We start from the raw sequence: 11,863 nt of genomic DNA, 5'->3' as shown, positions 1-11,863 counted from the left end.
ATTTACGTAACTTGCGCACTTGCGTTACGCATTGCGCTACACGTTACGTAATCATCTTATAGCAAGCGAGGTGGTACCGCGGCAGTAACTGTCGTCCTCGCAGGGAAATATTCACCCTGTTGAGCGAGGAGAGCACAGTGAGCGAATCCACTAATCCAGCAGCAAACGCGTCCGAAAATACGTCCGAAAATACGTTCGCAAATCACGTATACCCAAAGGTAAGTGTTTCAACATCAACGCAAGAAACCGCCGGCGCGCAAGTTGCACCAAATCCTTCCTTCCCAAAGCTTGAAGAATCAGTTCTCCAATACTGGGATGCAAACAACACTTTCCGCAAGTCAATCGAATACCGCCCGTCCGGCAAAGGTAGCCAAAACGAGTTCGTGTTCTTCGACGGCCCTCCATTCGCAAACGGTCTTCCTCACTACGGCCACCTGCTCACAGGCTACGCAAAAGACGTCGTTCCGCGCTATCAGACTATGCGCGGCCGCAAAGTAAACCGCGTTTTTGGTTGGGATACTCACGGTCTTCCAGCAGAGTTGGAAGCGCAAAAAGAGCTCGGCATCGAGTCGGTTGAGCAAATCGAAAAAATGGGCATCGCAAAGTTCAACGATGCTTGCCGTGCCAGCGTTTTGAAGTACACGAAAGAGTGGCAAAACTACGTGCATCGTCAGGCTCGCTGGGTTGATTTCGAGCGCGGCTACAAAACGCTGAACATTCCATACATGGAATCCGTAATGTGGGCATTTAAGCAGCTTTACGATAAGGGCTTGGCTTACAAGGGCTATCGCGTGCTTCCGTACTGCCCGAAGGACCAAACTCCACTTAGCGCGCACGAGCTTCGCATGGATGCGGACGTGTACCAGAATCGCCAGGATACAACCGTTTCCGTCGCCGTTAAGCTTCGCGACGAAGCCGACGCTTACGCAGTATTCTGGACCACTACTCCTTGGACTGTGCCAACCAACTTCGCAATCGTAGTTGGCGCAGACATCGACTACGTGGAAGTTCGCCCAACTGAAGGCAAGTTCGCCGGTAAGAAGTTCTACATCGGTAAGCCTTTGCTTGGCTCCTACACTAAGGAACTTGGCGAAAACTACGAGGTTGTGCGCGAACTTAAGGGCGCTGAGATGGCAGGTTGGCGCTACTACCCAGTATTCCCATACTTTGCAAGCGAATCTGCGCTCGCAGAGGGTGGCACTCCTGGTCCTAACGCTTTTACGATTTTCACAGCAGATTATGTTGACACCGCTGAAGGTACTGGTCTCGTTCACCAGGCTCCTTACGGCGAGGACGATATGAACACGCTTAACGCGCACGAAATTCGCAGCGTTGACGTGCTCGACGCAGGCTGCAAGTTTACAAGCGACTGCCCAGATTACGAAGGCTTGTACGTTTTTGATGCCAACTTGCCAATTTTGCGCAACTTGCGTGCAGGAGACGGTCCGCTTGCTCAAATGCCGGAAGATCAGCGCGCGTTGCTATTCCAAGAAAAAAGCTACGTGCACAGCTATCCTCACTGCTGGCGTTGCGCAACTCCGCTTATTTACAAGCCTGTTTCTAGCTGGTTTGTGTCTGTTACGAAGATTAAGAAGCGCTTGCTTGAGCTTAATCAGGAGATTAATTGGATTCCTGGAAACGTTAAGGACGGTCAGTTTGGTAAGTGGCTTTCTAACGCGCGCGACTGGTCTATTAGCCGCAACCGCTTCTGGGGTTCGCCAATTCCAGTGTGGGTGAGTGACGATCCAAAGTATCCTCGCGTAGACGTGTACGGTTCGTTGGAAGAGCTTAAGGCCGATTTTGGCGACTATCCGCGCGATGACGACGGCAATGTGAATATGCACCGCCCGTATATCGATCGCCTTACTCGTCCAAATCCAGACGATCCTACCGGAAAGTCGCAAATGCACCGTATTACGGACGTTCTCGACTGCTGGTTTGAGTCCGGTTCCATGCCTTTCGCGCAATTCCATTATCCGTTTGAAAATAAGGAATTCTTCGAAGAGCACTTCCCGTGTGATTACATCGTTGAGTATATTGGTCAGACTCGCGGCTGGTTCTACACGCTTCACATTATGGCTACGGCGCTTTTCGACCGCCCAGCCTTTAAGAACGTGATTTGCCACGGCATCGTGCTTGGTTCCGACGGCCAGAAGATGAGTAAGCATTTGCGCAATTACCCGGATGTGAACGGCGTTTTCAACGAGTACGGTTCTGACGCAATGCGCTGGTTCCTCATGTCTTCGCCAATTTTGCGCGGTGGCAATTTGATTGTGACTGCAGACGGCATTAGGGATACGGTTCGTCAAGTTATGCTTCCAGTTTGGAGCTCGTACTACTTCTTCACTTTGTATGCGAACGCTGCAAACGGTGGTAAGGGTTACGATGCTCGTCGCCTTCGCGCGGATGAGGTTGCAGGACTTTGCAATATGGATCGTTATTTGCTTGCTCGCACGCGTTTGCTTGTTGAGCGCGTAGAAAAGTGCTTGAACGAGTTTGCGATTAGCGATGCTTGCGCAGCGGTTGGCGATTTTATTGACGTGCTTACGAATTGGTATATTCGCGGCAGCCGTGACCGCTTCTGGAATGAAGACGAGACTGCTTTCAACACGCTTTACACTGTTTTGGAAGTGTTCATGCGCACGATTGCTCCTCTTGCTCCTATGGAAGCTGAGGCTGTTTGGCGCGGTCTTACCGGTGGCGAATCCGTGCATTTGGCTGATTGGCCTTATTTGGTGGAGCCTGAAATGCTTTCGGATGGCGAGAAGAACCCTAAAGCTGGCGAAGTAACCGAGCTTGGCGCTGTTCTTGCTCACGACGATGCTTTGGTTGCTGCTATGGATAAGGTTCGCGAGGTTGTTTCTTCTGCGCTTTCGCTTCGTAAGGCGGAGCAGTTGCGCGTGCGCCAGCCGTTGGCAAACTTGACGGTTGTTGCAGAAAATACTGCTGCTGTAGAGCCTTACGAGCAGGTGCTCGAGCGCGAGCTTAACGTGAAGAATGTAACATTCTGCACTTTGGAAGACGCAAGTAACCACGGTTTGAAGATTGTTCACGAGCTTAAGGTGAACGCGCGCGCTGCTGGTCCTCGTCTGGGTAAGCAAGTGCAGTTTGCTATTAAGTCTTCTAAGAGTGGCGATTGGCGAGTTGACGAATCTGGCGCTCCTGTTGTTCAGACTCCAAACGGCGAAGTTGCTCTTGTTGAAGGCGAATATGAGCTTGTAAATCGCGTTGAGTCTTCGGATGCTCAAGCGGCTGCGAATACTGCTTCTGCTGCAATGCCAACTGGCGGTTTCGTTATGCTTGACACTGCTTTGACTAGCGATTTGCTTGCTGAAGGTTACGCTCGCGACGCTATTCGCGCTGTTCAGGATGCTCGTAAGGAGAACGGTTTGGATATTAGTGACCGAATCGCTTTGACTTTGAGCGTGCCAGCTTCGGACGTTGCTAAAGTTGAGCAGTTCCGCGATTTGATTGCGGAGGAGACTTTAGCTACGAGCTTCGAGGTTGTTGAGGCTGATTCTAGCGCAACTGAGCTTAGCGTAACTCTTAAGCGTGCGTAAAACGCAACTAACAGCTAATTAACTAAACAAACCGTGCCGGCGTACAATTCAATACGTCGGCACGTTTCTATTTTTATTTATTTCTTTTATTTGACTACCGTGTTGTAGCTACTCTAAAGAATTTCATTATTCTCAATATCCATTCAGGTATAATAAAAGTGACGTGCTTTTGTTCGTTCGAGTGGTTCTCTATAATTGGATGCTCTAAATCAAAGTATTCAAGTACGTCTTCACCGTTATCGAATTTTCTATCAATTTCTTTTCCGCTTATCTCTTTACTTTTTGTGGTGTTTTTCATAATATTGTTCCTCCTTCTTTCGTGATCTTCTTACAGAAATAATACGAATTCGATTATTCCTTTTTGTTATTACTGCAGTCCAATGTTTGCTGTCTATCTTTCCAAAAACTAAGTAGCGAGAGTCATCATTGCCTGAATTTTTGGATTTGATTTCAGTTATTTCATTATTCCAAAGTATTTGAGCTTTTTTGAAACTGATACCATGTTTAGCTAAATTTTTTAAGCTCTTTGCAGGATCGTACTCAAAATTCATACTCACCTTCTATCGTCTATTTTAACGTAAAATAGCATCAATTGAAACTATTGTTAATGATTGTTGTTTTGTATTAAGTATCGTAAATGCTTTAAGTCGGCTTTCCTAGATTTTTTACGCATTGTGGTTAAAGGCTATTTATAGAAGCAAGCTCAATGCGACACTCTACTTCCTAAAGTTCTATGGGTTCCTATAGTGTCGATAAGACAACAATACAAATTTTTACTCGATTTGTATTTTGCGTTAATTTATATTGCATGATATTCAAAAAGAAAGTGCAGGTGACGAAATGAGTAAAGATGAGAAGGGTCGGTGTATTTCGTTCACGCTATAAGCGTGATTCATCTAGCGTCACCGTTCCTACTGGAAATAATTCTGGCATTATTGCAGGAAGTATAATTATTGCAATATTCGTGATTTTGGCAATTTTCGCCGATGCTTTTACTGCAATCACTGGCAATAATCCTTATGATGAGCATCCAGAATATTTAGATTTTAATTCTGTTCCAAAAGGCTTTGGTGGAATTAGTTTCCAGCATTGGTTTGGTGTTACGCCACTTCGTGGTCTTGATATTTTTGCAATTGTGGCTCATGGCGCTCGCGTATCTCTTGGAATTGGTATCGCTTCTACCATAATATCGCTATTTCTTGGCATCATAATCGGCATGATTGCAGGGTATTTCAGTGGTTTTGCTGATGCTTTGCTTTCGCGCACAATGGACGTGTTCTTCGGATTCCCGTTTTTGATTTTTGCGATTGCTTTATCTGCTGTTGTGCCACAAGATTTTCCGCGTCCACTTTTGCTAATACTTGTTTTAGGATTTTTTGGTTGGCCAAGTATTGCTCGTTTAGTTCGTGCTCAAACTCTTACGCTTAAATCCCGCAATTTTGCAGTTGCATCTCGCGTAATGGGAGCTGGTACGTGGCATGTTCTTCGTGAACAAATAATGCCAAATATGATGCCGTTGTTGCTCGTAAATATAACGTTCCTTATTCCTGGACGAATTGGAGCTGAAGCTGCGTTGTCTTTCCTTGGCGTTGGTATGAATCCGCCTTCTCCTTCGTGGGGTCGCGCTATTGCAGAAGCTGTGCAATGGGTTTTAGTTGACCCATGGTATTTACTTTTCCCTGGAATTGCACTGTTCTTGCTAACTTTCGGTTTTAATCTTGTTGGTGACGGTTTGGCCAGTGCTCTTCAGCCGCGAGCTTCCAAAAAGGCGGTGACGGAATGAGTAACAAGCAAAATACTCAAAATACTCAAAATACGCAGAATGCGCAAAGCGCGCAACAAAATATAATCAATACGCAGAAAATGAGCAGTAATCAATCTGCTGCCAATTCGCGAATAATCGGCAAGATTTTCGATTTTCTTGTTTTTATTGGCAAGCGTTCAGCAAGCTCGGTACTTGTTTTAACACTGATTGCAGTTGTATTATTCCTTATTTTCTTTATGCTTCCAGCGAATCCTGCGCAACTAGCTTGCGGAAAGCCGTGCACTCCTGAGCGTTTGGCTCGAGTTTCCGCATTTATGGGCACGGACGCGCCTTGGTATGAGCAGCTTGGAAACTATATTCGTGGAATATTTTTTGGACGAGAATTTGGAACTAATTCTGCATTCTCAGGAATTTCAGCAGCTGGTGCTGCCGGTGCTGCTGGTGCTGCTGCTGGTGCCGGTGCTGCAATTATCTGCTCGTCTCCATGCTTAGGCTGGTCATTCACACTTAACGAACCAGTCACAGATCTTATTATGAGTCGTTTCGCTGTGACTGCTTCTTTGGCGATTGGCGCTGCATTACTTTGGGTAATTATTGGTGTAGTAACCGGAGTGATTTCTGCTTCTAAAGAAGGATCGCTTTTTGATCGTGCATTTAGAGCGCTTTCGTCAATTGGGATTTCGTCTCCTGCTTACCTGATTGGTATGCTTGCAATACTTGCTTTTGCAGTGTATTTGCCGATTTTCCCTACAGGCGGTTATGTGAATTTTTCGGATGATCCTTTAGGTTGGCTGCAGCATTTGCTACTTCCGTGGATTGTTTTGGCGCTTCTTAACGCCGCTTATTATACGCGACTTACTCGTGCTCATATGCTTGACGAGTTGCAACAGGATTATATGCGCACTGCTTTGGCTAAGGGTATGCCGCGAACGAAAGTTATAACTCGTCACGCTCTGCCTAACGTAATGCTTCCTGTGCTAACAATGTTTGGCTTGGATCTAGGCGGTTTGCTTGGCGGTGCTGTGATTACTGAGAGAGTTTTCTCTATGCAAGGGTTGGGTTCGTTACTTCTTGATTCTGTTAAAAATCTTGATTTGCAAGTGCTGGTTGGTGTGACGCTTTTTGCGGCTGCGCTTGTGATTGTTGCGAATCTTATTGTTGACATCTGTTATCGCTTCGTCGATCCTCGTGCCGCAGTCTGTTAGTGCTTTTCGAGTGCAATTGTTAGTGGGAGAGTCCTAGGCGCTTGCGTTTGCTTGATGCTGATTGTGTCAGCTCGCTCACTTTTTTCAAGTTAAAAAACGTTAAATAGCGTATGCGCGAGTTTTAAAGAATTAAATTTTAAATAGAAAAGATTAAAGAAATAAGGGGATTATTATGTTCATTTTCAAAAATACGATTTCAAAGAAAATTCTTGCTTCAACAGCAGCTTTTTCACTACTTACAATTTCGCTACTTTCACTTTCAGCTTGCACAAATTACAACTCTGGGAAAACCAGTATTACGAACGCTTCCGTGCTAAATTCTAATCCTAAAAAAGGCGGAACTCTTACAATATTTACGTCAAATACGAATATGAATTTCGATCCAGCGCGCAGTCAGGGTTTGCCAATTACGTCAAATAATTTCATCTTTCGCGCGCTTACTACTTGGAAAGTAAATCCGGATTTAAGCAAGCAAACGCGCGTAGTTCCAGATTTGGCAACGGATACTGGCACAACAAGTGACGGCGGAAAAACTTGGAAATACACTCTTAAAAAGGGTGTTAAGTATGAAGATGGAACCGAAATTACTTCGCACGATATTAAATTTGGCATTGAGCGCTCGTTTGCAGATTCGTTAAGCGGTGGTTTTGGATATCACAAAACTCTTCTTGTTGGAGCTGAAAACTATAGAGGACCATTCGACGGAAAGTCGCTTGATTCGATTGAAACTCCAGATAATCAAACGATTATTTTCCATTTGAAAGCACCTTTTGCAGATTGGCCGTGGGTGACATCTTTGGCTGCATTTGTGCCGGTTCCAACTAGTTCAGGCGATGCTCAGACATATAGTAAAAAGCCGAAATCTTCAGGGCCATACAGGATTGTGCAAAACGAAGTTGGAAAGCAAGTTGTAATGCAACGCAATAAGTATTGGGATCCTAAGCTTGACAGCACTCGCACAGCTGCTACAGATGAAATCGTGTGGAAACTTGGTTCGGATACTACTGTTTCAGCTCAGTCTATGATTCAAGGAAATACGGATACAAAAGCCGCATTTTTGGCTGATTTTGTGCCGCCTGCTCAGCTTGCGCAAGCTCAAGCGCATCCTCAATCTCGCAAGTTGCTAACTACTAGTAGTGATGGTGCTCTTGAATATTTGGCTATTAATACGCGCAGAATAACGGATATCAATATTCGAAAAGCGATTCAGTATTCTGTTGATAAGCAGTCGTATCGCACTGCGAAGGGCGGCGAAATTGCTGGAGGTTTTGCTACTACGCTTATTACGCCTGGTATTTCTGGCCGAAAGCAGTTTAATTTGTATTCTGAAGATCCTCGCGGGAACGTTGAGAAAGCTAAACAACTGTTGAAAAAATCAGGTAAAACTGATATTAAGTTGAGCCTTATTGCGCGTCCGGATCAAACGCAAGTGGCGTCTTCTGTGCAATCAAGCTTAAAGCGAGCTGGTATTAAAGTGACGATTAAAACTGTTGACGCAGTAAACTTTACGGACGCAATTACGTCAAATTCCGGAGATTACGATTTGGCTTTGGCTTCGTGGCAGCCTGATTTTCCTTCTGCTTTTGCCAATTTGGGACCGCTTTTTGATTCTTCGCAAATTGGCGGCGGTAACTGGAATATTTCTCGTTATTCGAATCCTAAAGTAGATTCTTTAATTCGCGAAGCTGTGCAAACTGTTGACGAGAATTCGGCGCATAAGCTGTGGCAAAAGGCGGATCGCGCTATTATGGAAGATTCTCCTGTTGTTCCGCTTATTTACTCGCATAACACATTTATTCATGGAAGCAGTGTTGAGAATTTCTACATCGGAAGTTTTCCTGCTTACCCTAATTATGCAGCTGTGTCTTTGAATAGGTGATTGAAGATGACGAATTTGGATGCGCAAGCTTCATATGCTCAAGCTTTGGATAATGCTGTTTCAGATGCTCAATCTTCTGATGTACAAGCTTCGGATGCGCAAGCTTCAGATGCGCGTAAAAAAATTGTTATAAGCGTTGAAGATTTGTCGGTTTCGATTGATGGTAGGCAAATTACGCGCAATGTTTCTATGCAATTGCGCGCCGGAATGGTTTCTGCGTTAGTGGGCGAGTCCGGTTCTGGAAAGTCACTTACTGCGCTTGCGCTTATAGGATTGCTTGAGAATAATGCGCGTGTTGAAGGGAATGCGGCGCTTTTTAACGCTTCGGATACTAACGAATCTTTTATAAATTTGCTTAGCGAAGATGCCCCATATGAGCATGTTCGCGGTGGCATGATTGGCATGATTTTTCAGGAGCCGTCCAGTGCGTTTAATCCTGTGAAAACAATTGGCAAGCAAATAGAAGAAGCGCTAATATATCATCCTGAAAAAGCAGGAAAACTTAGCCAAAGAGAGCGTAAGAAGCGTGTAATTTCGCAGCTTCTCGAGGTTGAGTTGAGTGATGCTGAGCGCGTGTATCGTTCTTATCCGCATGAGCTTTCTGGCGGCCAACTTCAGCGTGCGATGATTGCTATGGCTTTAATAAATCGTCCACAAGTTTTGATTGCAGACGAGCCTACAACAGCACTCGACATCACAACGCAACGAGATATTTTACGTCTTATACGTAATTTGTCGGAGAAATTACATCTTGCTGTGTTAATTATTACGCATGATATGAGTGTTGTGCGCGCGCTCGCGGATGAAATGTATGTAATGCAAGGCGGGAATATTGTGGAATCTGGCGAAGTTCAGCATATTTTTGCGAATCCTAAGCACGAATATACGCGAACTTTGCTGGATTCTGTTCCTAAATTTGATATGCAATATGCTTCAAGTGGTGATTCTTATGAAAGTATAGAAGAAGTAGCGAAAGCGATTGCTAAGAATATTTCTAATAATATTGCTGAAAATATTTCTAAGAATATTTCTGAATCTCCAGAATCTGAATCTCCAGTAGTTGAAGTTCAAGGCGTAAGTGTGAAGTATTCGCATGCTCGTTTTAGCAAAGATTCAAATAAGCTCGCTCTCAGTGACGCAAACTTGCGCATTAACTCTGGCTCTACACTAGCTTTAGTTGGGGAGTCTGGGGCTGGAAAAACCACTATTGCAAAGCTTATTTCGGGGCAAATTAAACCAAATTCGGGATTAGTGCTACTTAATGGAGAAAACTTAAACAGATTAAACAGTAAAGCTCGCCGCCAAGCATTATCGCGAATTGGATACGTTTTTCAAGATTCAGGTTCCGCACTAAATCCGCGTAAAACCATTGGTTGGAGTATTGCAGAACCATTACTTTTACACACGAATCTTGATGCCAATGAGCGTTTAGAGCGCGTTGAAGAAATGCTTAATCAAGTACAAGTGCCAGTCGAATTCGCAAATCGTTTTCCTCACGAGCTTTCCGGAGGCCAAAGACAGCGCGTAGGTATTGCGCGAGCGTTGATTTTGCAGCCTTCTCTGCTTATTGCGGATGAGCCAACTTCTGCGCTTGACGTAACAGTGCAACGTCGTGTACTTAACTTATTACATGATTTGCAACAAAAATACCGTTACGCATGCTTGTTTATTACTCATGATGTTGGCGTTGTGCAGGAAGTTGCTAGCGAAGTTGCCATAATTAGAAATGGCAGCATTCAATATATTTCGTAGTATGTTTTCCTAGTATGTTGAGGCTCGCCATTACGATAGTAAGCGTTTTTAGGAGGTAGCTTATGGCATCGTCGGCAGCAATTGGTGTGTTTGATTCGGGGCTTGGAGGCATTTCCGTAGCTTGTCAGTTGCATGCTGCTCTGCCGCATGAGCGAATTGTTTATTTCGGCGACTCTGCAAACGCGCCATACGGCATTAAAACTCCTGAAGAAGTTAAAAAGCTAAGCTTTGCAATTGTCGAGCATTTTATTCGTCTAAATGTAAAAGCTGTCGTAATTGCCTGTAATACCGCCACTTCCGCAGCTGTGAACGATTTGCGCGCGCATTACAATATACCTATCATAGGTATGGAGCCGGCGCTTAAATTAGCTTGTGATTTAGGCAAAGGTGAGCCTCAGCGCGTAATCGTAGCTGCAACTCCTCTTACTCTTCGCGAGCGCAAGTTTGCGGATTTGCTGCAACGTTTTTCGCAAAATAACACGATTTTTTCGCAGCCTTGCCCCGATTTAGTGCGTATTGTTGAGCGTGGGGAGCTTAATAATCGTGATGTAGTTTTTGCTGCTCTTCACAAGTATTTCGACGAGTATGATTTAGACAGTATTGATTCGGTTGTGCTTGGTTGCACTCATTTTGTGTTTTATAGGGATTATTTCCGCGAGTTTTTGCCTGCGCGCACGAATATTGTTGACGGCAACGAAGGAACTATTAATCATTTGCGCAAAATATTGGAGCTTAATAATGAGCTTGCAAGCGATTCTCAAGAAGGCAGCATAACTCTTACTAATTCGGATACAAGCTTGCGTATGCAAGAACTTGCGAAGAGCTTGTGCTGAAAAATTTGTGCTGAAAAATCTTGCGTTAAGATCTTTCGTTAAAAATTTCGCGTTAAAAATCGCTCTTACTTAGCCAAAAATAACTTTAGAATATTGGCACAAAATCAAAGTAAGCAATGCCGCAACCCAAAGCACGTCTATTAGCAAGTCGTATCGCAAGCGGTAGTAGCTTTCAACCAAGTTAAAACGCTTAACAAGCAACTTTTGCGAACTTACGCTTGCGTGAGTCAACGATATAAATTGCATTGTTGTGGAGAACATAAGCACAATGCACCACGGGCACAACGCGTGAATTACGAACATAGATTGCGAAAACAGCCAGTAAGCATAGGCGAGCGCGCATAATCCACCAAGCCAAGTGCAAATTGCGAACCATCGCGGCACGCGTACGCGAATCATTCCAATAACTGCGAGCGTTACGAATACGCTTTCTGCAGCAATTCCAAAGAATGCATTTGGGAAGCTTAATTCGCCAAATTTCACAATTTCTGCCTGCCAAGTTTGCGCAACTCTAGAGCAGGATACTACGGTGTTGAAGTCGCAACTGAGCAGCTTATTAGGTTTGCGCGCTAAAGCAAGAGTTTCAGCAGAAAGTATAAGCGAAGTTACGAGCGCTACCGCAGAGAAAAATAGCATAACGCCATACGTCCATACTGCAGAGTGCCTCCATCCGCTAAGTGTTGTTTCATAGTCTTCTTTAGCGGCGTCAGTTTGCTCCATTGCTGCTCCTAAAATTTACTAATTGCGAACAATGCTAATAATAACAAATAATAGCAAATAATTATGTGTGTATATTCATTTCTCGTTACATGGCACAGTTTACGATGATTATATGACCGCAATAAGCAACAACCAGCGCGACGCATCAA

9 protein-coding genes are annotated in these 11,863 nt (G+C 44.5%); 6 read left to right on the top strand and 3 right to left on the bottom strand.

The annotated features are described in order from the left end of the window. Window positions 1-137: 137 nt before the first annotated feature. A complete protein-coding gene (gene ileS, locus HXT34_RS04130; protein WP_421784499.1) occupies window positions 138-3,560 on the top strand; it encodes a mupirocin-resistant isoleucine--tRNA ligase in 3,423 nt (1,140 codons plus the stop codon). Between the two features lie 94 nt (window positions 3,561-3,654). On the opposite strand, the gene HXT34_RS04125 is transcribed toward ileS, so the two are convergent. Next, window positions 3,655-3,858, bottom strand: a complete 204-nt coding sequence (locus tag HXT34_RS04125) for a hypothetical protein (protein WP_421784497.1) — start codon at window positions 3,856-3,858, stop codon at window positions 3,655-3,657. Beyond that, window positions 3,836-4,111, bottom strand: a complete 276-nt coding sequence (locus HXT34_RS04120; protein ID WP_004110572.1) for a BrnT family toxin — start codon at window positions 4,109-4,111, stop codon at window positions 3,836-3,838. Before HXT34_RS04120 ends, HXT34_RS04125 begins: the two co-directional genes overlap by 23 nt. A 299-nt stretch (window positions 4,112-4,410) precedes the next feature. Here HXT34_RS04120 and HXT34_RS04115 point away from each other — a divergent pair, with 299 nt between their 5' ends. From HXT34_RS04115 to murI, 5 genes are all read left to right on the top strand, one after another. After that, window positions 4,411-5,343 carry an ABC transporter permease gene (locus tag HXT34_RS04115; protein WP_415683396.1) on the top strand — a complete coding sequence of 311 codons (933 nt, stop codon included), beginning with the start codon at window positions 4,411-4,413 and terminating at the stop codon, window positions 5,341-5,343. Next, window positions 5,340-6,530, top strand: coding sequence for an ABC transporter permease (locus tag HXT34_RS04110; protein WP_415687702.1), 1,191 nt, complete (start codon window positions 5,340-5,342; stop codon window positions 6,528-6,530). Before HXT34_RS04115 ends, HXT34_RS04110 begins: the two co-directional genes overlap by 4 nt. Window positions 6,531-6,702: 172 nt before the next feature. After that, window positions 6,703-8,409 (top strand): ABC transporter substrate-binding protein, encoded by a 1,707-nt coding sequence (locus HXT34_RS04105; RefSeq protein ID WP_415706003.1) that lies wholly within the window; start codon window positions 6,703-6,705, stop codon window positions 8,407-8,409. A 6-nt stretch (window positions 8,410-8,415) separates the two neighbouring features. Next, on the top strand, window positions 8,416-10,161 hold the full coding sequence (gene nikE, locus HXT34_RS04100; RefSeq protein ID WP_421784494.1) for a nickel ABC transporter ATP-binding protein NikE: 1,746 nt from the start codon (window positions 8,416-8,418) through the stop codon (window positions 10,159-10,161). Window positions 10,162-10,223: 62 nt separating this feature from the next. Next, a complete protein-coding gene (gene murI / locus HXT34_RS04095) occupies window positions 10,224-10,994 on the top strand; it encodes a glutamate racemase (protein ID WP_415687708.1) in 771 nt (256 codons plus the stop codon). A gap of 69 nt (window positions 10,995-11,063) precedes the next feature. On the opposite strand, the gene HXT34_RS04090 is transcribed toward murI, so the two are convergent. Next, a complete protein-coding gene (locus HXT34_RS04090; RefSeq protein WP_421784492.1) occupies window positions 11,064-11,714 on the bottom strand; it encodes a vitamin K epoxide reductase family protein in 651 nt (216 codons plus the stop codon). Between the last annotated feature and the right edge of the window lie 149 nt (window positions 11,715-11,863).

The organism is Gardnerella sp. DNF00983 (assembly GCF_049244265.1).
GTDB lineage: Bacteria > Actinomycetota > Actinomycetes > Actinomycetales > Bifidobacteriaceae > Bifidobacterium > Bifidobacterium vaginale_J.
Note: the sequence above shows the minus strand (reverse complement) of the source record. Positions and strands in the feature narration are given on the sequence as shown.

Bases quoted from the DNA above. Each gene is read 5' to 3' on its own strand.
- HXT34_RS04105 (WP_415706003.1), top strand. From the start codon at position 6,703: ATGTTCATTTTCAAAAATACGATTTCAAAGAAAATTCTTGCTTCAACA.
- HXT34_RS04125 (WP_421784497.1), bottom strand. From the start codon at position 3,858: ATGAAAAACACCACAAAAAGTAAAGAGATAAGCGGAAAAGAAATTGAT.
- HXT34_RS04090 (WP_421784492.1), bottom strand. From the start codon at position 11,714: ATGGAGCAAACTGACGCCGCTAAAGAAGACTATGAAACAACACTTAGC.
- HXT34_RS04110 (WP_415687702.1), top strand. From the start codon at position 5,340: ATGAGTAACAAGCAAAATACTCAAAATACTCAAAATACGCAGAATGCG.
- nikE (WP_421784494.1), top strand. From the start codon at position 8,416: ATGACGAATTTGGATGCGCAAGCTTCATATGCTCAAGCTTTGGATAAT.
- murI (WP_415687708.1), top strand. From the start codon at position 10,224: ATGGCATCGTCGGCAGCAATTGGTGTGTTTGATTCGGGGCTTGGAGGC.
- HXT34_RS04115 (WP_415683396.1), top strand. From the start codon at position 4,411: ATGAGAAGGGTCGGTGTATTTCGTTCACGCTATAAGCGTGATTCATCT.
- HXT34_RS04120 (WP_004110572.1), bottom strand. From the start codon at position 4,111: ATGAATTTTGAGTACGATCCTGCAAAGAGCTTAAAAAATTTAGCTAAA.